The organism is Hippea sp. KM1 (assembly GCF_000526195.1).
Lineage (GTDB): Bacteria > Campylobacterota_A > Desulfurellia > Desulfurellales > Hippeaceae > Hippea.
Genome location: NZ_JAFP01000001.1, coordinates 1,105,737 through 1,127,805, shown reverse-complemented (window position 1 = coordinate 1,127,805; position 22,069 = coordinate 1,105,737). Strand labels below are relative to the sequence as shown.

Below are 22,069 nucleotides of genomic sequence, written 5' to 3'. Positions count from 1 at the left end.
AATTACTTGGCCTTTTTCTCCTCTTTGAGCTTTTTCTCCATCGATTGCCTGTATTTTTTTACCCATCCTTCCTTGTTAACCTGTGGCACCCTCGATATGGCCAGGGAGAAATCCTCAACATCCTTGGTAACGGTTGTGCCTGCGGCTATCAATACATCGTTTCCTATCCTTACAGGTGCAACAAGCTGGACATCAGAGCCTATAAAGACCCTGTCGCCTATAATGGTTTCATTCTTTCTGTATCCATCGTAATTGCATGTTATTGTGCCGCATCCCACATTGACATCGCTGCCTAATGTTGCATCGCCTAAGTATGTCAGGTGGCTTGCTTTGGTGTTTCTGCCGATTCTAACCTTCTTTGTCTCGACAAAGTTGCCTATCCTTACATTCTCAGACAGCTCGCTGTGGGGCCTTAGGTGGGCAAATGGACCGATCTCGCAGTTGTTCTTTATGGTGCTTTCCTCTATGACGCAGTACGGTTTTATATGGACATTGTCCTTGATGACGGAGTTTTCTATGACCGAGCCGTTTTCTATTATGCAGTTTCTGCCTATGGTGGTTTTGCCCCTTAGATGGACATTGGGATATATAACCGTATCCTCGCCAATCTCGACATCATAGTTGATATAGGTGTTTTCGGAGTCTATGAATGTGACATCGTCAAATTTATCAATTATCCTCCTCTGCATAATGTTTCTTACCTCTGAAAGCTGCTTGCGTGTATTTACACCGAGTATGTGCTGCGGATTGACCCTCACAGCCTCAACGCCCTTGAGTAGGGGTATGATGTCTGTTAGGTAATACTCGTTGCTTACAGCATCCCTTTCAATCTTAGGGAGTGCCTCTTTTACAGACTCCGTTTTGAATATATAGATGCCGGAGTTGATCTCCTTTATCTTTCTTGTATTCTCGTCGGCGTTTTTTTCCTCTATTATCCTTATGCAGCCATTATCCCTGATGATCCTGCCGTATCCTTTGGGGTCATCCAACTCTGCTGTCAAAAGAACGCAATCCAACCCCCTGCTTTTTAGTATGCCGTATGCACTCTCTATGTCATTTGGGTCTATCAATGGCATATCCGCATTTACAACGATGAATGTGTCCTCTTTTATATAGTCGATGGCACAGGCCACAGCATCGGCTGTTCCTTTTTGCTCTTTCTGTATGTGTATAGTGGCCTGGGGGAATAGCTCTTTTAGTGTATCATTTGTCTGTGTGTTTGATACTATATGGATCTTGTATCGCCTTAGCGCCTCGACCACATAGAAAATCATCGGTTTTCCACAGATATTGTGGAAGATCTTGCTGGTTTTTGATTTCATCCTTGTGGATTTGCCGGCAGCCAGTATTACAGCTTCCATGCTTGACTCCTTTTAATGTCTAAAGTGTCTTATGTGTGTAAACAGAAGTGGTATGCCGTATTCATCTGCAGCCTCTATGACCTCCTTATCCCTTATGGAACCCCCCGGCTCGACAATGGCCTTAACACCCGCCTTAGCCGCCTCATCGACGCTATCCCTGAAAGGGAAGAAGCCGTCTGATGCCATTACGCAACCGTTTAGATCTATGTTCAGTTCATTTGCCCTTGCTATGGCGAATTTAGCCGAGTCCACTCTCGATGTTTGCCCCCCACCGATGGCAAGGGTCTTGCCGCCTTTTGCATAGACGATGGCATTGGACTTTACGAATTTTGCCACCTTGAATGCAAATGCCAAATCTTTCAGCTGCTCTTGCGTTGGCTTTGATTTGGAGACAACCTCATACCTAAACTCACTCTCATAGTCGTTTTGTTGTATCAAATATCCGCCCAATACAGTTTTTATCTCAAAGAAGCTGTAATTGGTCTTTGGCAGTTTTATAACCCTTAGATTCTTCTTACTCTTTAGGATTTCAACTGCTTCATCCTCAAAATCAAAGGCGACGACAACCTCATAGAACCTCTCGGCTATAGCCTCAGCAACATCCTTTTTCAGTGTGGAATTTATACCTATTATGCCGCCGAATGCACTGATTGGGTCACACTCCAAGGCCCCCTGGTAGGCTTCTAACTGGTCATCGGATATAGCAGCACCGCACGGTGTGTTGTGTTTTACTATAACGCATAAACCCTCATCAAACTCAACCATCATGCGGTAAACCACATCTATGTCCAGTATGTTGTTGTATGAAAGCTCCTTGCCGTTTAGCTGAACAAGATCGGATATACCCATCTTAAATGGGGATCTTGCAAAGTATGCCTCCTGATGCGGATTTTCACCATATCTGAGCTTGCTGTGTATCTTGAGCGATACGGCCTTCTCCTTTAGCGCCCATTCGTTGGATAGTTTTTCGACGATCAAACCGTCATAATACGATGTCTTTGCAAACGCCTTTAGGGCATACTCCTTTCTCTTGTTTTCGTCGATTGAGTCGAATTCATCCATTACGCTTCTGTAATCATCCGGATCGCAGACTATCAATACATCCTTGTAATTCTTGGCTGCAGCCCTGATAAGGGTTGGCCCACCTATGTCTATATTTTCTATCAATTCCTCCTCGTTATCTGTCTTTAGGGCTGTTTGCTCAAAGGGATAGAGGTTAACCACCACTATGTCTATGGAGTATATGCCTAACTGTTTTATAGTATCTAAATGGCTTTTTAGGTCTCTTCTGTATAGGATTCCACCGTGGATTTTGGGATGAAGCGTCTTTACCCTGCCATCAAGCATCTCTTTGGCGTTTGTGTAATCCTCCACAAATTCCACATCAATGCCGTTTTCCTTCAATAGTTTACCTGTTGAGCCTGTGGATAGTATTCTATAACCCTTATCCACAAGGAACCTTGAGAACTCAACAATCCCCCTTTTGTCTGAAACGCTAATTAAAGCGGCTTTTTCCATCTTACCTCCCCAGCTTATGTTTAACTGTAATGTATTTTAATTAAACTTCTTTGTCAAGTCGGCGGCTATGTGGTAAAATTCGGCATGCGTTTGGTGTTGACTGTATTATTGTTGTGTGTGGCCGTTGCCTCTTACGCCCTTGATATAGACTCAATTGCTTACAAGCTGAACAAGCAATACTCTATCCCCATAGATTACACAAGGGGCATACTTTCAAGGGCCAGGGTTGTGGAGGATGTTAGATCGTTTATCTATAGGGTTGAGAACTCGCCTGAGAAGACCTATCCGTTTGGTGAGTTTGTTAAGCTTTTTGTAAACAAAAGGCGCATCGAAGACGGCGTTGATTACTATCTTAAACATAGGGAACTGCTTGAAAGGATTTACAAAAGATTTGGCGTAAATCCGTGTATCGTTGTGGCCATCTTGAGTATAGAGACCGATCTGGGCAGGATAAAACCCAAAACCAACGCCCTAAATGCGCTCTATACGCTTTCTATCTATTCAAGAAGAAGGTCTTATTTTCTCTCTGAGCTTGAAAGCTTCATAGTCTATACCTATCGTCATAAATTGAACCCATTTACCATTAAGGGCTCGCTCACCGCAGCCATGGGTATGCCGCAATTTATGCCGTCCAACATAGATAGATACGGTGTCGATTTCAACGGCAACGGCCTGAATTTAGACGAAGAACCTGACGCCTTTGCCAGTATTGCCAACTATCTGATTAAGCACGGATGGAAGAGATCTGAAAGGGTCGTTGAGTATCTCTCATCTGATAAAGGCTACTGCCTCAAGATGAAGGGTAAAAGGCTCAAGGGTGGAAGGGTTGTTGTGTTTTCGTATAAACAGGGGGTTAAGTGTTTCTTGGCCTTTAAGAACTTCTGGGCATTGAAGAGATATAACGGAACAAAGAACTATGCAATGGCGGCCTATAGATTGTCTGAAGAGATATGTAAAAGAATTCGCTAATTAAATCTTTATTTGTTGTTGCAATATGATTAAATTCTTTTTAAAATGTGTAATGATAATAAGATAATTGTTAAGGAGGTTCCCGATGGAGTTTAAAAAGGTTACCAAGGAGCAGTGGGAAGAATTGGCAAAAAAGGAATTAAAGGGTCGGGATATAGGTGATTTGGTATGGCATTCACCAGAAGGAATAGATGTTTATCCGCTCTATACAGCAGAGGATATAGAAAAGCTTGAATATTTAGATACATTCCCCGGTTTTCCACCGTTTATCAGGGGTCCAAGGGCCACAATGTACACGGTGAAACCGTGGACGATCAGGCAGTATGCGGGTTTTTCAACGGCTGAGGAGTCCAACGCTTTTTATAGAAAGGCTTTGGCTCTTGGTCAGCAGGGATTGTCCGTGGCCTTCGACCTTGCAACGCACAGGGGATACGATTCGGATCATCCGCGCGTTGTGGGTGATGTGGGTAAGGCTGGCGTTGCCATAGATACCGTTGAGGATATGAAGATATTGTTCGATGACATTCCTCTGGATAAGGTCTCTGTTTCGATGACGATGAACGGTGCTGTAATTCCCGTCATGGCGTTTTATATCGTTGCTGCAGAGGAGCAGGGTGTAAAACAGGAGCAGCTCTCTGGCACGATCCAGAACGATATTCTGAAGGAGTTTATGGTTAGAAATACATACATCTATCCGCCTCAGCCGTCCATGCGCATTGTGGCTGATATTATCGAATACACAAGCAAATACATGCCCAAGTTCAACTCAATCAGTATCAGCGGTTATCACATTCAAGAGGCGGGCGCCAACGCCGTTTTGGAGCTTGCATTTACACTGGCCGATGGCCTTGAGTATGTGAAGACCGCTTTGGCGCGGGGTTTGGATATAGACTCATTTGCCCCGAGGTTGTCGTTCTTCTTTGGCATCGGCATGAACTTCTTTACAGAGGTTGCAAAGCTCAGGGCTGCAAGGTTCTTGTGGGCAAAGCTTATGAGTCAGTTCAACCCGAAAAATCCACGCTCCATGGCCTTAAGAACCCACTGCCAGACATCCGGTTGGAGCTTAACGGCTCAGCAGCCTTACAACAACATCATAAGGACAACCATTGAGGCTTTAGCTGCTGTTTTGGGTGGCACACAGTCCTTGCATACAAACGCTTTGGATGAGGCTATAGCCCTGCCGACTGAGTTTTCTGCACGCATTGCAAGGAATACGCAGCTGATATTACAGGAGGAGAGTAATGTCTGCAGGACTGTTGATCCACTGGCCGGCTCCTATTTTATAGAGTCCCTGACACACGCCCTGATTAGGGAGGCAGAAAAGATCATAAACGAGATAGAAGAGATGGGTGGCATGACCAAGGCCATCGAAACCGGCATGCCTAAGTTGAGGATTGAGGAGTCTGCAGCCAAAAGACAGGCCATGATCGACAAGGGCGAGTATGTGATAGTGGGTGTGAACAAGTATGTAATACCAGAGGAGGAGGATGAGCCGGTTGAGGTGCTGGATATAGACAATACGGCCGTCAGGAATAAACAGATCGAAAGGATCAAAAAGATAAAGGAGACCAGGGATAACGATAAGGTTCAGAAGGCTTTAGATAAAATAACCAAGGTTGCAGAAGAGGGTGGAAACCTATTGGAGGCTGCCGTTGAGGCTGCAAGGTTGAGGGCCACCCTGGGTGAGATTTCTTATGCAATGGAGAAGGTATTTGGCAGATACCAGCCCGAGATCAAGCTTGTCAGCGGTGCATACGGAAGCCTCTTTGAGGATGACGATGAGTTTAAAGAAATCCAGAAGGAGATAGAGGAGTTTGAAAAGCAAGAGGGCAGAAGGCCGAGGATCTTGATTGTTAAGATGGGTCAGGATGGCCACGACAGGGGCGCAAAGGTTGTGGCCACAGGCTATGCCGATATGGGCTTTGATGTGGATGTTGGGCCTATGTTCCAGACGCCTGAGGAGGCCGCCAAGATGGCCGTTGAGAACGATGTTCATGCAATAGGCGCATCGAGCCTTGCAGCAGGGCACAACACATTGGTGCCACAGCTTATAGAGGAGCTTAAAAGGTTAGAAGCCGATGATGATATAGTGGTCACTGTTGGTGGCGTCATACCGAAGAAGGATTACGAATTCCTCTATTCCAAGGGTGTTGCGGCTGTCTTTGGCCCGGGCACATCACTGCTTAAATCGGCCAAAGAACTGCTTAAGGCTATAAAAGAAAAAAGAACACCAAGAAGGATTTTAGAGGGTAAATAGTGGATATACAAAAACTAAAGGAAGACCTGTTAAAGGGGAAAAGAAGGGCTTTGGCCAAAGCCATTACGCTTATTGAGAGCAAAAATCCCCACCATAAGGAGCTTGCCAGAAAGCTTTTAGAGGGCATACTCCCCTATACGGGCAATTCTGTTAGGATTGGTATAAGCGGCGTTCCTGGGGTGGGTAAGAGCACCTTCATAGAGGTTTTTGGCCTTTATCTGATTGAGAGGGGGCATAGGGTGGCCGTTTTGGCCGTCGACCCTTCATCACAGATAACGGGTGGCTCGGTTTTGGGTGATAAGACCAGGATGGAGGAGCTCTCACGGAGGGAGGAGGCGTTTATCAGGCCTTCCCCTTCGGGTGATTCACTCGGCGGTGTGGCAAGGAGAACCAGGGAGAGCATATTTTTATGCGAGGCTGCGGGTTATGATATGATTATCATCGAGACGGTTGGTGTGGGGCAGTCTGAGATAAGTGTTGCCTCTATGGTTGATATGTTCTTGTTGATGCAACTGCCCAATGCCGGCGATGAACTGCAGGGTATCAAGCGCGGCGTAATGGAGGTTGCCGACGCCATCATAATAAATAAAGCCGATTCAGATAACATCAAACGGGCGGAGCTGGCAAAGAAACAGCTTGAGAATGCCCTTGGTATCTTAAAGAGGCAGGATAAGGATTGGCAGACACCTGTGATACTTGTCAGTGCAAGAGAGAAGAGGGGTATAGATGAGGTCTTTTCAACGATAGATAGATATGTTAAAATGAGAAAATCAAGCGGTGCGTTTGAGAAAAAGAGAAAGAAGCAGTCTGTGGATTGGATGTGGTCTGTTGTTATGGAGGGTTTAAAGTCACTTTTGGAGAGCAATGAGAAGATATCGTCCATTGCCAGGGATATGGAGAATGCTGTCATCAACCAGATGACAACGCCTTCTCTTGCTGCTGAATATATACTGTCCCGTTTTAAAGAGAGTTTGTGTGAAGGGGGTGCTCCATGGAGAGGTTGAGGGGTTTTGTTGTTTTGATTTTACTATTTGCGTTTTTGGGTATGTCTGTTTCTTCCTGTACAACAGAGAGTGAGAGTGTGGCTTTAGGGACGGCCGTTGGTGCCGGTATAGGTGCAGCAACAACAAAGAACAAATGGAAGGGTGTCGTTATCGGAGGGATATTGGGTGCTGTTGCCGGTGAGGCTATGTATCAGATTCAACAGAGGGCTATAAATGAGGCTATAGCCAATCAAAAGCCTGTAGCCTATCAGAGGCAGACATCAAACGGCGGTTGGGAGAGGGTTGAGGCCACGCCTGTCGGTGAGCCGGTTGTGAATCCCAATGAGCATACCAAATGCCAGAAGGTTCATGTAAGGGAATACAGAAACGGAAAGATAATAAAAGACACGATAAAAGAGGTCTGCAAGGGTTATAAAGAAACAAACACATATTAGGGGTGGGTTATGATTAAAAGGATAGATCACATAGGCGTTGCCGTTAAGGATCTAAATAAGGCTATATCGCTTTATAGGGATGTATTGGGTTTTGAGCTTTTGGAGATAGAGGAGGTCGAATCACAAGGCGTTAGGGTTGCCAAGTTTGATATAAACGGTGTTCATATAGAGTTTTTAGAGCCCACATCGCAGGATAGCCCGATTTATAAATACATCGAAAAGAAGGGGGAGGGGCTCCACCATATAGCCTATTTTACCGACGATATAGATGGTGAGCTGGATAGATTGAAGGAAAATGGGATTCAACTGATAAACCAGCAACCCGTTGAGGGTTCGTCCAACACAAGAATAGCCTTTATTCATCCAAAATCCTCTATAGTGTTAACAGAGCTTGTATCTAAGGGGGAGTAAATGGAAAGACCGCTTAAGGTTGTTGTTATCGGTGGTGATGCTGCTGGTATGAGTGCGGCCAGCCAGATAAAGAGGAGGATAAAAACCGCAGAGGTCATAGTGGTTGAAAAGGGCAGGGATGTTTCATATGGAGCTTGTGGCATGCCCTATAATATCGGCTATAAGGGGGATATTGATGACCTTGTTGTGTTGACCGCCGATGAGTTTAAAAGCAAAAGGGGAATAGATGTCAGGTTGTTGAGTGAGGCGATAGGCGTCGATTTTAACTCTAAAAAGGTTAAGGTTAAAAGCATTGCAAGCGATAGGGAGTATGAGCTTGTTTATGATAAGCTGTTTATAGGCAGTGGTGCTGAGGCCTTTTTGCCCCCTATAAAGGGCATAACCAACGAGGGTGTGTTTAAGCTTAAGGTGCTGGATGATGCCAGAAGGATAAAGGCTTATATTGATGATAAAAAACCCAAAAAGGCCGTTTTGATAGGTGCAGGTTTTATAAACCTTGAACTTGCAGAAAACCTAAAAAGGCTCGGCATGGATGTGGTGATTTTAGAGAAGCTTGACGGAATACTGCTAAACTTTGAGGATGAGCTTGTTGATAGCGTTAAAGAGGAGCTATCAAGAAACGGCGTTGAGCTTGTTGTTGGTGTTGATGTGAAAAGGATAGATGAATCCTTAAGGGTTGAAACGGATAAGGGCGTATTTGAGGCAGACTTTGTTAATGTAGCTGCCGGTGTTAAACCCAATACCGATTTTTTGAAAAACACACCCATTGAGCTTGAAAACGGAGCTATTGTCGTTGATAGGTATTTTAGAACAAACATGGATGGTGTCTATGCCGGTGGCGATTGTGCCTTGATATACCACAGGATACTGGATAGGAATGTTTACATGCCGCTTGGCACAAACGCAAATAAGGCAGGCAGGATCGGCGGTGCCAATATGGCAGGGGCCAATGAGGAATTTGCCGGTATTGTTGGTACTATCCTGTTTAGGGTTTTTGATAAGGGTGTTGCCAAGACCGGTCTATCGTTGAAAGAGGCTCAGGATAACGGTTTTGATGCCTTTAAGACAACTATAGAGGCGCCAACAACAGCACACGGTTTCCACCATCAGGGTAAGGTTAAGGTCTGCCTGGTGGCTGAGAAGGGTTCAGGCAGGTTGTTGGGCGGTCAGATCGTGGGCGATGCCGAGGGTGTATGGAGGGTGGATGTATTGGCTGCAGCCCTGTATGCCAATATGACCATAAAGGATATTCAGGGCCTTGATTTGGCATATTCCCCACCGTTTGCTCCTGTGTGGGATCCGATATTGGTATGCGCAAATCAGGCGATAAAGAGGGTATAGCCATGAGATACAAAAGCACCAGAGGGGGTGTTGGGGATCTCAGCTTTATAGATGCTTTTCTTATGGGGCTTGCGACGGATGGTGGTTTGATTGTGCCTTGCCATATACCCTCCGTTGACCTGGATGCACTTAAGGATTTGAGCTATAAAGAGCTTGCGTTTGAGATATTTAAGCTGTTTGTTGATGATATACCCGATGGCGACCTTAAAGGCCTTATAGAGAAGAGCTATTCCACATTCGACACAGACCAGATAACACCGCTTGTAAGAAGGGACGGTGTGTTTGTTTTAGAGTTGTTCCACGGCCCGACATTTGCCTTTAAGGATGTGGCTTTGCAGTTTTTGGGCAATCTGTTTGAGTATGTGTTGAAAAAGAGGCATACTTATGTCAATGTGCTTGGGGCAACAAGCGGTGATACGGGAAGCGCTGCTATATATGGCCTAAAGGGCAAGGAGAATGTCAATATATTCATCCTCCATCCCCACAACAAGGTTAGCCCAGTTCAGGAGTTGCAGATGACGACGGTGGAGGATGGTAATGTTTTCAATCTGGCCGTGGAGGGGACATTTGACGACTGTCAGGCCATCGTCAAGACCATATTCAACGATCTGGAGTTTAAGGAGAGGTATCATCTGGCGGCCGTGAACTCCATCAATTGGGCGAGGATATTGGCTCAGATTGTCTATTACTTCTATGCTTACTTTAGAAGCGGTCTCGATGAGGTCTATTTCAGTGTTCCAACAGGCAATTTTGGTGATATATTTGCCGGTTATATGGCAAAGCGGATGGGCTTGCCCATAAAAAGGCTTATACTTGCAACAAACTCCAACGATATACTGTATAGGTTTGTAAACTTCGGTGATTATTCAACAGGTGAGGTGGTCAAGACACTTTCTCCGTCGATGGATATACAGGTGGCAAGCAACTTTGAGCGGTATCTGTATTATCTGTTTGGCAGCGAAGAGAGGGTAAAGCAGTTGATGGATGAGTTTTCAAGAAAGAAGAAGCTGAGCTTCGATGGGGATATTCTTAAAAAGGTTAGGGAGGATTTTGAGTCCTATAAGGCCGATGAGGAGAATACGCTTAACACCATTAAGTCGTTTTATGAGAAGACGGGCTATATCATTGACCCTCATACGGCGGCGGGTGTCTTTGCAGCAGAGCAGTCTGGCCATGAGGATGTTATATGTCTTTCGACAGCGCACCCTGCTAAGTTCCCCGAGGCCATAAAGATGGCTATAGGGATTTATCCGCCTCAGCCTGAGGCTATAGCCAATCTGAAGAACAAAAAGAAGCGCATGTGGGTGGTTGACAACAGCGTTGAAGAGGTTAAAAATTTTATAGAGAAAAATTTGGAAAAGGGTTAAAATTTTGTTGACAAGCAAGACTTAAATGTGTATTATCACTCTCGCAAATTTGAGGCTGCCTTAAAAAGAGGTACCTCAAGAGGCGTGGGTCGTTAGCTCAGTCGGTAGAGCAGTAGCCTTTTAAGCTATTGGCCGCAGGTTCGATTCCTGCACGACCCACCATGTTTTAAAAGTCCCCATCGTCTAGTAGGCCAAGGACACCGCCCTTTCACGGCGGTAACGTGGGTTCAAATCCCGCTGGGGACGCCATTTTAAAAATGGAGGGAGTTTATGACAAAGGCTGAGCTAATAGAAAAGGTAGCAGAGAAGACAGGGGCTACCAAGAGCCAGACAAAGAAGATCATTGATGCAGCCTTGGAAACCATCATGGAAGCTGTGGCAGCAGGTGAGAAGGTTGGTTTTGCGGGATTTGGTACTTTCTATGTAAGTAAGAGATCAGCAAGGATGGGCAGGAACCCCAGAACGGGTGAGAAGCTTCAGATAGAGGCTTTCAACTTGCCGAGCTTTAAGTGCGGCAGGATCTTTAAGGAAAAGGTCAACAAGTAATAGCTTAAGGATAGGGCGCATAGCTCAGCTGGAAGAGCACCTGCCTTACAAGCAGGGGGTCGTAGGTTCAAGTCCTGCTGCGCCCACCATTGAGACCCTTGCGGAGCCGTAGTTCAGCTGGTTAGAACGCTGGCCTGTCACGCCAGAGGTCGCGAGTTCAAGTCTCGTCGGCTCCGCCATTTCTTTTTTAGATGCTTAAATCAGCGGTAATAGCCATAGGCAAGGAGATTATCTCAGGGATAACCCAGGATAGCAATTCTTTCTATATAGCCTCGAATCTATCCAGGATTGGTATATACAACCGCTTTATAATGGCTTGTGATGATAAGGCCCAGGATATAGTCGATGTTGTAAACTTTTGCCTTGAAAGGGTGGATGTTGTCATTACCACCGGGGGGCTTGGCCCCACATTCGACGATATAACCATAGAGTCGGTAGCTATTGCCTTAAACAGGAAGCTGTATTTAGATACCGATGCCTTGAGGTTTATACACGATTTCTATAGCCGACTGCATAAGGAGGGCAAGATAGAAAGTGGCGGTATAAACCAGAAGAGAATGAAGATGGCCTATCTCATAGAGGGGTGCAAACCCCTAAAAAACAGCGTGGGGGCTGCCTGGGGCGTCTATGTTGAGCAGAATGGTAAGCATGTATTTTGCCTGCCTGGTGTCCCTAAAGAGATGAAGCCGATGTTCGAAGGTGAGGTTTTGCCGATTTTGAAGGATTTAAGCGACTCTTCAATGGTGGTTGAGAATTTTGAGGTCGATATAAACGATGAGAGCGTGTTGGGCGAGCTAATCGATAGGGTTATGGGTAAATATCCCGTTTATATAAAATCACTTCCTGTCGGTTTTGACTCATCCAGGATGGGTGTGAGGATAACGGCGTATGCCCAGACGCAAGAGCAGGCCAAGCAGAGGATAGAAGAGGCCAAAAGGGAGCTGATTAATCTTCTAAACAATCTCTGATATTTTAGCTGTCTATTTGTTTTATAAAGTTATCCTTTATTATCTATAACATTAACAAATGGTATTGATAAATGCGGCGGAGTTTTGTATAGTTGCTATAACTTTTGATGGGTAGAAGGAGAGTGTTATGACTCAGATAGAAGCCGCAAGAAAGGGTATTATAACGCCCGAGATGGAAGAGGTGGCCAAAGCGGAAAACAGACCCGTTGAGTTCATAATGGAGGGGCTGAAGAAGGGAACAATAGTAATCCCCAAAAACAAGAATCACGATATAAAGGCTGTAGGTATAGGCGAGGGTTTAAGAACGAAGGTTAATGCCAACATAGGCACATCCTCCGATATAGCCCAGCTGGAGAATGAGCTTAAAAAATTGGATGCGGCTGTTGAGGCAAAGGCCGATTCTGTAATGGATCTATCCACAGGGGGCGATCTGGATTACATAAGGAGGGAGATCTTAAAGCGGTCCCCTATTGTTGTAGGTAATGTTCCGATATACCAGACGGCTGTTGAGGTTGCCCAGAAGAAGGGCTCTATCGTCTATATGAGTGAGGATGATATATTCAGGACAATAGAAAAGCAGGCAGAGGATGGCATAGATTACATGACGCTCCATTGCGGTGTCACGCTTGAGAGCCTGGAGAGGCTGATAAGACAGGGCAGGGTGGAGGATATTGTATCAAGGGGCGGCTCATTTTTGAGTGTGTGGATGCTCCATAACAAAAAACAAAACCCCCTGTTTGAGCATTTTGATAGGATTTTGGAGATAGCTAAAGAGTATGATGTTACGCTATCGTTGGGCGATGGCTTTAGGCCCGGTGCTATTGTTGATGCAACCGATAGGGCCCAGATCCATGAGCTGATACTGCTTGGCGAGTTGCACAAGAGGGCTTTGGATGCCGGCGTCCAGTCGATGATAGAGGGGCCTGGACATGTGCCTATAGATGAGGTGATTACCAATGCGAAGATAGAGAAGAGCTTGTGCGACGGGGCTCCCTTCTATGTATTGGGGCCTGTTGTTACCGACATCGCTCCGGGTTATGATCATATAACAAGTGCCATAGGCGGGGCGTTGATGGCCGCATACGGGGCAGATTTTCTATGTTATGTGACCAGGGCTGAGCATGTCAGGCTGCCCACACCTGAGGATGTGAGGGAGGGTGTAATCGTTACACGCATTGCAGCCCATGCCGCAGACATAGCCAAAAAGATCCCCGGGGCCATTGAGTGGGATTTGAAGATGAGTAAGGCCAGAAAGGCCTTGAATTGGGAGGAGATGATAAACCTCTCAATCGATCCTGAGTTTACAAGAAGGGAAAGGGAATCCTCACCCCCGGATGAGGATGATGTCTGTACTATGTGTGGGAAGTTCTGTGCAATCAAACTATTAAATAAAGCGTTAAGGAATCAGAGATGAACAGTATAATATTGGATGAGTTGTATAAGAATTTGGGTAAGTATGTAACCAGCGATAAGATGTGCAAGAGGCTGGGTATCAGCAGGATAGCTGTGTGGAACAGGATTAAGAACCTGCAGAAGTTAGGTTATAAGATTGAGGGTAAGCGCAGCGTGGGTTATATCTTAAAGGAGGAAGCTAAGGATATACTCATACCGTATGAGATCAAGCGCAGGCTGAATACGGAGATGTTCGGCAAGCGAATAGAGTACTTCAGGCTTACATCATCGACGATGGATGAGGCTGAATACCTGATAGAGAGGGATGAGAATGTAGATGGGACGATAATCGTGGCGGAGGAGCAGACATCCGGCAGGGGCAGACAGAAGAGGAAGTGGCTCTCTCCGCAGGGTGAGAACATCTATGTTTCTTTGATCTTTAAGCCGAACAACATGAATGTGTCCGATTCTATTGCCTTGATGTTTGCCATATCAATAGCCATAAGGGAGGCCTTGAGCGATTTCGGTGTTGAGGATGCTAAGATAAAATGGCCAAACGATGTAATGGTTGGTGATAAGAAGATTGCAGGTGTCTTGGTGGAGACAAAGAGCGAATCGGGCGTTTTGAATTATGCTATCATAGGCTTTGGCATAAATGTTAATATGAGCCAGATGCCTGAGGAGCTAAAAGATAAGGCAACAAGCATAAAGATAGAGACCAATACCCATATAGACAGGGCAACGCTTTTGTCCAATATACTTTACTATTTTGAAAACCTGGTGAAGATGTTGACCAAACAGGGCAGGAGGTCTATTTTTGATCTGTGGAGGAAATACAACAACACCCTGGGCAGGAGGGTTGAGGTTATAACCGATAAGGATAAGTTTGAGGGTGTTGCCAAGGACATAGATGAGAACGGCTTTTTGCTGGTCGATACGGGGGATGATGTGAAAAAGGTTATAACGGCAAATAGCGTGAGGTTCCTTCAATGAGCATGAAAAACGAATCCGAAAAACTGTCGGCTATCATAAAGGAGGCGCTTTACAGGGCGACCAAGAGGAACATGGTATTAACCCCGTTTAACTATTACAAGGTCTTTACCGAGGTGGCATTGGAATATGGCCTCGATGAGGCAGAGATCCATAAGATGCTATACGGCATGGCGGATGTATCTGCTGCAGAACTTGAGGAACTCAAAAAGAGGGTATTGGAGATCGCCACCAATGTCAAGGATGTTACGGTTAATGTCGAAAAGTCCATTACAGAAAGTGAAAATACATACGATATGACCATAAGGAATATCGATGAATACAAAAGCAGGATAGATGACAGCATAGCGTCCGAGCTTGAAAAGATCAAATACATAAACGCATCCCTGAAGGCTGAGCTTGAGGCTGCAAGGCAGGTATTAGAGAAACAGAAGATGGCCATTGAAAACATTAAGGAGCTTTCGCTTAAAGACCATCTGACAGGGTTGTATTTAAGAAAATACATGAACGAGGTATTGGACACAGCTCTTTACAATTACAACAGGTATTCAAAGGTGTTCAGTATAATAATGCTTGATTTAGACGACTTTAAGAAGATAAACGATACATACGGCCATTTAGCGGGCGATGAGGTGTTGAAGGTTATAGGTTCTATATTGAAGAGGATTACAAGGAGGAGCGATATACCCATCAGATACGGCGGCGATGAGTTTATAGTCGTATTGCCAGAGACAAAGCTTGAGGATGCCATTACCGTTGCCAAGAAGATCCGTGATAAGATAGCATCGGTAACCTTTAAGAAGGATAAGATGGAGTTTAAATGCACCGCCTCGATAGGTGTAACCCAGGTGAAGGATGGGGATACGGTGGAATCGCTGCTTGAGAGGGTGGATAAGGCCCTTTATCAGACCAAACACAGCCAGAAAGGCGAAATAAGCGTTGTGGAGTGAGATCTATGTTTGTTGAGGAGTATATAGAAAGGCTGAAGCCCTATGAGGGCGGCAAGCCGATAGAGGAGTTGAAGAGGCAGTTGGGTATTAAGGGTGAGATAATAAAGCTCGCTTCGAATGAGAATCCGCTTGGCCCATCAAGAAGGGCTGTAGAGGCTATAAGGAGCGTGGCGGAAAGCGTCAACTTCTATCCGGATGGTGATTGTTATTATTTAAAGGAGAGGTTGGCGGATAAGCTTGGTGTGTCAAGGGATAACCTCATATTCGGTAACGGCTCGGATGAGTTGCTTGAGCTGATCTTTAGGACATTTGCAACCAGGGATGAGGATGAGATCCTATACTGCTATCCGTCTTTTGTTGAGTATAAGATCATAGGCAGTTCGTTTAACAAGAGGCTTGTTGAGATACCGCTTAAGGGGTTTGAATACGATATAGATGCCCTGATTGATGCAATAAACGGCAATACGAGGGTTATCTTTCTCAACACACCCAACAACCCCACAGGGACGATTATAAAAAGGAGTGATATAGAGAGGGTAATAGAGGCTTCAGATAAGGATAAAACGCTTGTTGTTATAGATGAGGCATATTATGAGTATGCCATCGCTGAGGATGATTATGAGGAGCTGTTGGATCTGTATAAAAACGACAATGTCATAATACTAAGAACATTCTCCAAAGCCTATGGTCTTGCGGGTTTAAGGATCGGCTATGGGATTGCAAGCCCGCAGATAGTGGATTATCTAAACAGGGTGCGCCCGCCGTTCAATGTCAATATAGTTGCTCAACATGCCGCTTTGGCTGCATTGGATGACGATGAGCATATAAAAAGGAGCGTTGAGACCAACAGGATTGGCAAGGAGTATCTCTATTCAGAATTTGACAGGATGGGGATAACATATATAAAAACCTATGCGAATTTTATTCTATTCGATGCCAAAAGGGATGCCTCTTATGTGTATGAGGAACTGCTAAAAAGGGGCATCATAATACGATCAATGGCCGGCTATGGTTATAAAACCATGTTGAGGGTGACAATCGGAACCAAGAGGCAGAATGAGATATTTATCAAGAACTTAAAAGAAGTGCTGAATGTTTAATACCATAGGAATAGTAGGCGTTGGCCTGATCGGCGGAAGCATCGCCTTAGATGCAAAATCACTTGGCTTAACCGATAGGGTTTTGGGTTTTGATAGGGATGGGGCTGCTCTTGATAAAGCCCTGCAGCTTGGCGTTATTGATAAGAAGGGTGCAGGCCTTGATGTGGGTGAGTGCGACCTTGTGGTTGTTTCCACCCCTGTAAGGAGCATACCCGATGTTTTGAGGGGGGTCTTTGAGAGGGCAAAAGACGGTGCTATAGTCATAGATGTGGGCAGCGTTAAGGGTGCAATTGTTGAAGGCGTTATGGATTTTTTAAGGGATGGCGTCTATTATGTGCCTGTTCACCCTATAGCTGGCATTGAAAAATTCGGGGTTGATGCCGCCGTTAAAGGTCTGTTTAGGAATGCCTATTGCATAATAACCCCCTATGATGGAATGGATCAAAACAAGGCGGGGGCGGTTTGCCGCTTTTTAGAGGGTTTGGGCATGAGGATTAAGTTTATGGATCCTGGGCTGCACGATGAGGTGTTTGGTTTTGTCAGCCACCTGCCGCATGCCATAGCGTATGCTTTGGTTGGTTTGGCTTCAAGGAAGGGGGATAATTACAGATTCATAGGCGGGGGGTTTAGGGATTATACCCGCATTGCGGCATCCTCTGAGAAGATGTGGAGCGACATATTCTTGATGAATAGAACAAACCTGATATCCTCCATAGACGGTTTTGTGGATGAATTGTTGAGGCTTAAAGGGATGATAGAAGAGGGGGATTACGACGGTTTAATGGATTATTTGAAGAAAGCCCGCCTGTTTAAGGAGAGCTTGGATGGGTAGGTTTATTATAACCATAGACGGGCCTGCAGGTAGCGGCAAAAGCTCTATAGCTGAACTCTTAAGCAAAAGAGACGGTTTTATCCACATAAACAGCGGGGCATTTTATCGAAGCATTGCCTTTATTCTGGGTGATGAGCCCAAAAAGGAGGAGCTTGAGAGACTTAAGCTGGATGTTAGGGTCAAAGATGGCAGAATGCTCATATTTCACAACAGTGAGAGGATAGACGATAAACTGCAGGCTGAGGCTATAGGAAGGATTGCTTCCAGGATTGCAAGGATAGGCTTTGTAAGGGATTTTGTCAACTCCACAATAAGAAGCGCTGCAAAAGAGGGTAGGTTTGTGGTGGATGGCAGGGATTGCGGCAGTGTGATGTTTAAGGATGCAGACCTTAAGATATACCTCACAGCGTCTGCTGAGGAGAGGGCAAGAAGGAGGTCAAAACAGACCGGTGAGGATTTTGCGTTTGTTTTTAAAGAGATAAAGGAGAGGGATGAGCAGGATAGAAACAGGGATATTGCACCCCTTATAAAGCCTGAGGGTGCTTTTGAGATAGATTCAAGCAATATGGATATAGAAGGTGTCTATAAAAAGATAAAGTCTTTAATGGAGAGTAGGTGATGAAGATAGAAATAGCCGAGAATGCCGGTTTTTGTTATGGCGTTATGAGGGCTATAGAGATAGCCGATAAAGCGCTTAGGGAGTATAAGAGCTTATGCTCGTTTGGGCCTATAATTCACAACCCCCAGGTGGTTGAGGAGTATCAGAAGAAGGGTCTAAAGGTGATTGAGAGCCTCGATGAGGCGGATGGGCCTGTTCTTGTCAGATCGCACGGTGTTCCACCGAAGGTTTATGAGGAGATAGAGAAGAGGGGCTTGAAGGTTATAGATGCGACATGCCCGTTTGTAAAGGAAGCGCAGCGGTATGCAAGGCAATTGTATGAGGAGGGCTATAAGGTTGTTATATTTGGTGATAATGAGCATCCTGAGGTTAAGGCGCATTTGGGGTATACCGATTATACGGCCTCTGTCATAAACTCACCCGAATCTGCAAGCTCCATCAAGGCATCAAGGGTCGGCGTTGTGTGCCAGACCACACAGTCCGTTGAAAGGTTTGGCCTAACGATAGGCGAGCTTGCAAAGAGGATCAGGGAACTTAAGGTATTCAATACCATCTGTGATGCAACGGAGAAGAGGCAGAAGGCCGCAAGGGAGCTTGCTCGTCGTTCGGATGTGATGATAGTGATAGGCGGTAAGAACTCAGCAAACACCAGGAAGCTGTATGAGATATGTAAGGAAAACTCAAAGAGGGCATACCATATCGAAACGGAAAGGGAGTTAGAAAGGGATTGGTTTGAGAATGCCGAAAATATAGGCATTACAGCAGGGGCATCCACACCGTCCTACATTATAGAAAGGGTGTATGAATCGATAAGGGATATGGTAAATGGATGAGTGGATAGAGATATTTAGATTTATAGGCAAGCAGGTTTTGGATCAAATAAGGGGCATTGTAGGAACATCAAAGGCCAAAAGGAGACTGGGCAAGGGTGAGTTTGGTGATAATACGGTCTTTATAGATAAACTTGCAGAGGATATAGTGATAGATGCCCTGTGCAATACCAAGAGGAGTTGTTCTATTTTGACAGAAGAGAAGGGCTGGGTCAGGCTGGGCGATAGGTTTCCTCTGATAATAGTTGATCCGATTGACGGCAGTCTCAACGCCAAAAGGGGCATTCCATATTATGCCTTATCCATTGGCCTTGCTGAAGGGGATTCTGTGAATGACCTTGTATGCGGCTATGTGGTGAATTTAGCCAACGGTGATGAGTTCTGGGCCTTGAGGGGTAAGGGTGCGTTTTTTAACGGAAGAAGGATTAAAAACACCGCTTCAGAGGCCAATGTTGTGGCTGTTGAGGGCATAAAAAGGGAAAGCAGCGGTGATGAAATTTTAAAGATAGCCAGATCTTTTTACAGGGTCAGGCAGAACGGTTCGACGGCTCTGGATATGTGCTATACGGCAACAGGCGGGTTCGATGCGTTTCTGCATTTAGATGATGCCAGGGTTATTGATTATGCGGCTGGTAAGGTTATATTAGAAGAAGCGGGCGGTGGCCTGTTTGAGTGGCTTGAGGATAAGCCGTTTGGGTGTGGTATATCCACACAAAAGACCCGAAGGTTTATAGGGGTTGGTAATAGGGATGTGCTAAAGGTTGTTATTGAGAGGTTGGGATAGATGAAAAGGATTGCACTCTTTGTTTTGGTTTTGGTTTTTGTCGGTATAGATGCGTTTGCCGATTTAAATGTCTCAACCAGCATTTATATTCTCTCCTCTTTGGTTAAGCAGATAGGAGGGGATAGGGTGCATGTTTCGTATGTTATACCCTCATCTTCCAATCCGCATGTCTTCTCTCCAAAGCCCAAGGATCTTATAGATTTTGAGAAGGCGGATCTGTTTATTGGCGTCGGATTTGGTTTTGAAAGCTGGTATGACAGGGTGGCTTTTTTAAGGGGCAAGAAAAGGAGCATCTTTTTAAGCGATGTCTATATCCATCCGTTGAATGCAAAGAAGGTAGGCAAAAAAACCATAGCCAATCCCCATATCTGGCTGGATGTGGATTTTATGAGAAATCGTGGCATACCGTATATAGTTCAAACCATGTGCGGTCTGGATAAGAAGAATTGCGACTTTTATAGATCCAATGCATCTTTGTTGATGGAATCGCTAAAGGGCTTTAGCAATGCATTGGCCGACCTTAGGGGCAACTGCATAGTCGATGTAAAACCGGCCTTTGAGTATTTCTTTAAAAGCTTGGGCCTTGAAAGCTGCAGTGTTGTTATAGAAAAGGGCAATCGCTCACCGACGGTTGGCGATCTTAAGAGGTTGTTTAGAAACTGCAGGTGTAAGAAGGGTGTTGTTGTGTATGTATCCAATGGGCAGCTTGCAAAGAGCCTATCCGACAGGTTGGGTTATTCAACGGTTTGTTTGAACCCATTGGGGTCTTCAAAGAATCCAGAGACGAACACATACATAAAACTCATAAAACACAATATAGACCTGCTTAGGCAGTCGCTTAAATGATAGAGGTTAAGGATTTAACGATAAGGATAGGTGATAAGTCCATACTGGACCGTGTCTGCTTCAATGTTGAAAGGGGCGAGTTTGTTGCCATAATAGGCCCCAATGGTGCTGGTAAGACCACGCTTGTTAAGACGATATTGGGATTGATCAGGCCGACCGAGGGTTTTGTTAAGATAGACGGATTAAATCCCCTTGAATATATCAAATTCAGAAGGAACATAGGGTATCTGCCGCAGAAGGCCATAGTGAACTGGAGCATGCCCCTAAGGGTTTTAGATGTTGTGTTAATTGAAAGGGTTAGGTTGTTTGGCCTGTTTAGGGGGTGGAGTGAGGATGAGCTTAAAAAGGCCCACTATTGGCTCGATAGATTTGGCGTTGATGATAGGGCTTATTCATATATAAAGGACCTGTCGGGCGGACAGCAGCAGAGGGTATCGCTTGCAAGGTGCATGATGAGCGATCCAGAGATTCTAATCCTGGATGAACCAAATACGGCCATAGATGCCGTTTACAACTCCATGATATACGAGCTTCTAAGGGAGTTAAGCAGTAAGGATAACATCACAATAATCATGGTAACGCACGATATAGGGGCTGTGAGCCGATATGTGGATGAGGTTATGTGCTTGAATGTAAAACTGCACTGCCACGGTAAGCCGTCCACTATAGATTATGCCGAGATGCTCAGAAGCGTTTACGGTGAGGGTATGAATATAATGTTGCACTCTGAGGCGTGCAGGAATTGCAAGTGGGGTGGCAATGGTTGAGGAGATCCTGATTAGGGCTGCGGCCGTTGGTATCTTGATAGCTATACCCTTATCTGTTATGTCCTATTTTGTTGTGATGAGGAAGATGACATTTGCCGGTGTCGGCATTGCCCATTCTGCTTTTGGTGGTGTTGCTTTGAATTTCCTGTTTGGCCTTAGCAGTTTTGTCTTTCCCGTTGTGTTTTGCCTTGTGGCATCCCTTTTTATCGGTTTTATGTATAGAAAGGGTGGATTCAGTGAGGATAGCGTGATCGATGTTATATTTGTTTTTTCTATGGCCTTTGGTGTCTTTGTCTTGAGTCTATCTGAGGGGTATTCTGCAAACATATTGGGTATTCTCTTTGGCGATATACTCTCAGTGGGAAGGAATGACCTATTTGCCGCTGTTGGTGTCTTTCTGCTTGGTGTTGCGTTTGTTTCGCTGTTCTTCTCCCATCTGCAGCTATCCACATACAACGAGGAGCTGGCAAGGATTAGGGGTATAAACACATCCCTGCTTTACTATGCTTTTTTGGCCGTTTTATCGCTAACGGTGGTCTTTTCCATAAAGCTAATAGGCATAATCCTGGTTAACGCCTTTTTGGTCTTGCCGACCCTGGTGGGTTTGAATCTATCGAGGAATTACAGAGGGATAATCGCCATTGCGGTTATCTCATCGATTGTAAGCATAAGTGGGGGCGTTCTGCTCTCCTATTTCTTCAACGCCCCCACCGGTGCCACCATTGTCCTTGTTTATGTCTTTCTATGGATGGTTAGCTTTGCTTTTCGGGTGGTTAGATAGTG

22 protein-coding genes and 4 tRNA genes are annotated in these 22,069 nt (G+C 45.2%); 24 read left to right on the top strand and 2 right to left on the bottom strand.

Annotation, left to right across the window (positions count from 1 at the left end; genetic code table 11):
- Positions 1 to 2: 2 nt before the first annotated feature.
- The gene (glmU, locus tag D891_RS0105770; protein WP_025270182.1) at positions 3 to 1,361 is read right to left on the bottom strand and encodes a bifunctional UDP-N-acetylglucosamine diphosphorylase/glucosamine-1-phosphate N-acetyltransferase GlmU; all 1,359 of its coding nucleotides are present in this window, start codon (positions 1,359 to 1,361) and stop codon (positions 3 to 5) included.
- A gap of 12 nt (positions 1,362 to 1,373) precedes the next feature.
- Complete coding sequence (gene purH, locus D891_RS0105765; protein ID WP_025270181.1) at positions 1,374 to 2,879, bottom strand: bifunctional phosphoribosylaminoimidazolecarboxamide formyltransferase/IMP cyclohydrolase; 1,506 nt, start codon at positions 2,877 to 2,879, stop codon at positions 1,374 to 1,376.
- A 93-nt stretch (positions 2,880 to 2,972) separates the two neighbouring features.
- Here purH and D891_RS0105760 point away from each other — a divergent pair, with 93 nt between their 5' ends.
- From D891_RS0105760 to D891_RS0105645, 24 genes are all read left to right on the top strand, one after another.
- A complete protein-coding gene (locus tag D891_RS0105760) occupies positions 2,973 to 3,848 on the top strand; it encodes a lytic murein transglycosylase (protein WP_198014796.1) in 876 nt (291 codons plus the stop codon).
- An 85-nt stretch (positions 3,849 to 3,933) separates the two neighbouring features.
- Positions 3,934 to 6,105 (top strand): methylmalonyl-CoA mutase, encoded by a 2,172-nt coding sequence (scpA, locus tag D891_RS0105755; protein WP_025270179.1) that lies wholly within the window; start codon positions 3,934 to 3,936, stop codon positions 6,103 to 6,105.
- Positions 6,105 to 7,109, top strand: coding sequence for a methylmalonyl Co-A mutase-associated GTPase MeaB (gene meaB / locus D891_RS0105750; RefSeq protein ID WP_025270178.1), 1,005 nt, complete (start codon positions 6,105 to 6,107; stop codon positions 7,107 to 7,109). The genes scpA and meaB overlap by 1 nt, the downstream gene beginning before the upstream one ends.
- Positions 7,097 to 7,543: a glycine zipper family protein gene (locus D891_RS09190; protein WP_025270177.1), complete on the top strand. Its 447-nt coding sequence runs from the start codon at positions 7,097 to 7,099 to the stop codon at positions 7,541 to 7,543. The genes meaB and D891_RS09190 overlap by 13 nt, the downstream gene beginning before the upstream one ends.
- A 9-nt stretch (positions 7,544 to 7,552) precedes the next feature.
- Positions 7,553 to 7,954, top strand: coding sequence for a methylmalonyl-CoA epimerase (gene mce / locus D891_RS0105740; RefSeq protein ID WP_025270176.1), 402 nt, complete (start codon positions 7,553 to 7,555; stop codon positions 7,952 to 7,954).
- A complete protein-coding gene (locus D891_RS0105735; RefSeq protein ID WP_025270175.1) occupies positions 7,955 to 9,295 on the top strand; it encodes an FAD-dependent oxidoreductase in 1,341 nt (446 codons plus the stop codon).
- Between the two features lie 2 nt (positions 9,296 to 9,297).
- Complete coding sequence (gene thrC, locus D891_RS0105730) at positions 9,298 to 10,662, top strand: threonine synthase (RefSeq protein ID WP_025270174.1); 1,365 nt, start codon at positions 9,298 to 9,300, stop codon at positions 10,660 to 10,662.
- A gap of 86 nt (positions 10,663 to 10,748) precedes the next feature.
- Positions 10,749 to 10,824: transfer RNA gene (locus D891_RS0105725), tRNA-Lys, on the top strand.
- A gap of 10 nt (positions 10,825 to 10,834) precedes the next feature.
- Positions 10,835 to 10,911 (top strand) — tRNA-Glu (locus tag D891_RS0105720).
- Between the two features lie 21 nt (positions 10,912 to 10,932).
- Complete coding sequence (locus tag D891_RS0105715; RefSeq protein ID WP_025270173.1) at positions 10,933 to 11,208, top strand: HU family DNA-binding protein; 276 nt, start codon at positions 10,933 to 10,935, stop codon at positions 11,206 to 11,208.
- 13 nt (positions 11,209 to 11,221) lie between these two features.
- A tRNA-Val gene (locus tag D891_RS0105710) sits at positions 11,222 to 11,297 on the top strand.
- A 13-nt stretch (positions 11,298 to 11,310) separates the two neighbouring features.
- Positions 11,311 to 11,387 (top strand) — tRNA-Asp (locus tag D891_RS0105705).
- Positions 11,388 to 11,399: 12 nt separating this feature from the next.
- Positions 11,400 to 12,176, top strand: a complete 777-nt coding sequence (locus D891_RS0105700; protein WP_025270172.1) for a competence/damage-inducible protein A — start codon at positions 11,400 to 11,402, stop codon at positions 12,174 to 12,176.
- A 127-nt stretch (positions 12,177 to 12,303) separates the two neighbouring features.
- Positions 12,304 to 13,590 carry a phosphomethylpyrimidine synthase ThiC gene (gene thiC / locus D891_RS0105695; protein WP_025270171.1) on the top strand — a complete coding sequence of 429 codons (1,287 nt, stop codon included), beginning with the start codon at positions 12,304 to 12,306 and terminating at the stop codon, positions 13,588 to 13,590.
- A complete protein-coding gene (locus tag D891_RS0105690; RefSeq protein ID WP_025270170.1) occupies positions 13,587 to 14,561 on the top strand; it encodes a biotin--[acetyl-CoA-carboxylase] ligase in 975 nt (324 codons plus the stop codon). Before thiC ends, D891_RS0105690 begins: the two co-directional genes overlap by 4 nt.
- Positions 14,558 to 15,508: a diguanylate cyclase gene (locus D891_RS09525; RefSeq protein ID WP_025270169.1), complete on the top strand. Its 951-nt coding sequence runs from the start codon at positions 14,558 to 14,560 to the stop codon at positions 15,506 to 15,508. Before D891_RS0105690 ends, D891_RS09525 begins: the two co-directional genes overlap by 4 nt.
- Positions 15,509 to 15,513: 5 nt before the next feature.
- A complete protein-coding gene (gene hisC / locus D891_RS0105680; protein WP_029952060.1) occupies positions 15,514 to 16,608 on the top strand; it encodes a histidinol-phosphate transaminase in 1,095 nt (364 codons plus the stop codon).
- On the top strand, positions 16,601 to 17,440 hold the full coding sequence (locus tag D891_RS0105675; RefSeq protein WP_025270167.1) for a prephenate dehydrogenase: 840 nt from the start codon (positions 16,601 to 16,603) through the stop codon (positions 17,438 to 17,440). Before hisC ends, D891_RS0105675 begins: the two co-directional genes overlap by 8 nt.
- A complete protein-coding gene (gene cmk, locus D891_RS0105670; RefSeq protein ID WP_025270166.1) occupies positions 17,433 to 18,059 on the top strand; it encodes a (d)CMP kinase in 627 nt (208 codons plus the stop codon). The genes D891_RS0105675 and cmk overlap by 8 nt, the downstream gene beginning before the upstream one ends.
- Positions 18,059 to 18,892, top strand: a complete 834-nt coding sequence (locus tag D891_RS0105665; RefSeq protein WP_025270165.1) for a 4-hydroxy-3-methylbut-2-enyl diphosphate reductase — start codon at positions 18,059 to 18,061, stop codon at positions 18,890 to 18,892. The genes cmk and D891_RS0105665 overlap by 1 nt, the downstream gene beginning before the upstream one ends.
- Positions 18,885 to 19,673 carry an inositol monophosphatase family protein gene (locus D891_RS0105660; RefSeq protein WP_025270164.1) on the top strand — a complete coding sequence of 263 codons (789 nt, stop codon included), beginning with the start codon at positions 18,885 to 18,887 and terminating at the stop codon, positions 19,671 to 19,673. Before D891_RS0105665 ends, D891_RS0105660 begins: the two co-directional genes overlap by 8 nt.
- Positions 19,674 to 20,519, top strand: a complete 846-nt coding sequence (locus D891_RS0105655) for a metal ABC transporter substrate-binding protein (protein WP_025270163.1) — start codon at positions 19,674 to 19,676, stop codon at positions 20,517 to 20,519.
- Complete coding sequence (locus D891_RS0105650; RefSeq protein WP_025270162.1) at positions 20,516 to 21,286, top strand: metal ABC transporter ATP-binding protein; 771 nt, start codon at positions 20,516 to 20,518, stop codon at positions 21,284 to 21,286. The genes D891_RS0105655 and D891_RS0105650 overlap by 4 nt, the downstream gene beginning before the upstream one ends.
- Positions 21,279 to 22,067, top strand: coding sequence for a metal ABC transporter permease (locus tag D891_RS0105645; RefSeq protein ID WP_025270161.1), 789 nt, complete (start codon positions 21,279 to 21,281; stop codon positions 22,065 to 22,067). Before D891_RS0105650 ends, D891_RS0105645 begins: the two co-directional genes overlap by 8 nt.
- The last annotated feature ends 2 nt before the right edge of the window (positions 22,068 to 22,069 follow it).

What these genes read in the sequence shown, in the direction of transcription:
- D891_RS0105665 (WP_025270165.1), top strand. Translation starts at nt 18,059, where the DNA reads ATGAAGATAGAAATAGCCGAGAATGCCGGTTTTTGTTATGGCGTTATG.
- thiC (WP_025270171.1), top strand. Translation starts at nt 12,304, where the DNA reads ATGACTCAGATAGAAGCCGCAAGAAAGGGTATTATAACGCCCGAGATG.
- glmU (WP_025270182.1), bottom strand. Translation starts at nt 1,361, where the DNA reads ATGGAAGCTGTAATACTGGCTGCCGGCAAATCCACAAGGATGAAATCA.
- D891_RS09525 (WP_025270169.1), top strand. Translation starts at nt 14,558, where the DNA reads ATGAGCATGAAAAACGAATCCGAAAAACTGTCGGCTATCATAAAGGAG.
- D891_RS0105735 (WP_025270175.1), top strand. Translation starts at nt 7,955, where the DNA reads ATGGAAAGACCGCTTAAGGTTGTTGTTATCGGTGGTGATGCTGCTGGT.
- D891_RS0105660 (WP_025270164.1), top strand. Translation starts at nt 18,885, where the DNA reads ATGGATGAGTGGATAGAGATATTTAGATTTATAGGCAAGCAGGTTTTG.
- cmk (WP_025270166.1), top strand. Translation starts at nt 17,433, where the DNA reads ATGGGTAGGTTTATTATAACCATAGACGGGCCTGCAGGTAGCGGCAAA.
- D891_RS0105655 (WP_025270163.1), top strand. Translation starts at nt 19,674, where the DNA reads ATGAAAAGGATTGCACTCTTTGTTTTGGTTTTGGTTTTTGTCGGTATA.
- D891_RS0105715 (WP_025270173.1), top strand. Translation starts at nt 10,933, where the DNA reads ATGACAAAGGCTGAGCTAATAGAAAAGGTAGCAGAGAAGACAGGGGCT.
- scpA (WP_025270179.1), top strand. Translation starts at nt 3,934, where the DNA reads ATGGAGTTTAAAAAGGTTACCAAGGAGCAGTGGGAAGAATTGGCAAAA.
- purH (WP_025270181.1), bottom strand. Translation starts at nt 2,879, where the DNA reads ATGGAAAAAGCCGCTTTAATTAGCGTTTCAGACAAAAGGGGGATTGTT.
- D891_RS0105675 (WP_025270167.1), top strand. Translation starts at nt 16,601, where the DNA reads ATGTTTAATACCATAGGAATAGTAGGCGTTGGCCTGATCGGCGGAAGC.
- D891_RS0105645 (WP_025270161.1), top strand. Translation starts at nt 21,279, where the DNA reads ATGGTTGAGGAGATCCTGATTAGGGCTGCGGCCGTTGGTATCTTGATA.
- D891_RS0105650 (WP_025270162.1), top strand. Translation starts at nt 20,516, where the DNA reads ATGATAGAGGTTAAGGATTTAACGATAAGGATAGGTGATAAGTCCATA.
- D891_RS09190 (WP_025270177.1), top strand. Translation starts at nt 7,097, where the DNA reads ATGGAGAGGTTGAGGGGTTTTGTTGTTTTGATTTTACTATTTGCGTTT.
- D891_RS0105690 (WP_025270170.1), top strand. Translation starts at nt 13,587, where the DNA reads ATGAACAGTATAATATTGGATGAGTTGTATAAGAATTTGGGTAAGTAT.
- D891_RS0105700 (WP_025270172.1), top strand. Translation starts at nt 11,400, where the DNA reads ATGCTTAAATCAGCGGTAATAGCCATAGGCAAGGAGATTATCTCAGGG.
- mce (WP_025270176.1), top strand. Translation starts at nt 7,553, where the DNA reads ATGATTAAAAGGATAGATCACATAGGCGTTGCCGTTAAGGATCTAAAT.
- thrC (WP_025270174.1), top strand. Translation starts at nt 9,298, where the DNA reads ATGAGATACAAAAGCACCAGAGGGGGTGTTGGGGATCTCAGCTTTATA.
- hisC (WP_029952060.1), top strand. Translation starts at nt 15,514, where the DNA reads ATGTTTGTTGAGGAGTATATAGAAAGGCTGAAGCCCTATGAGGGCGGC.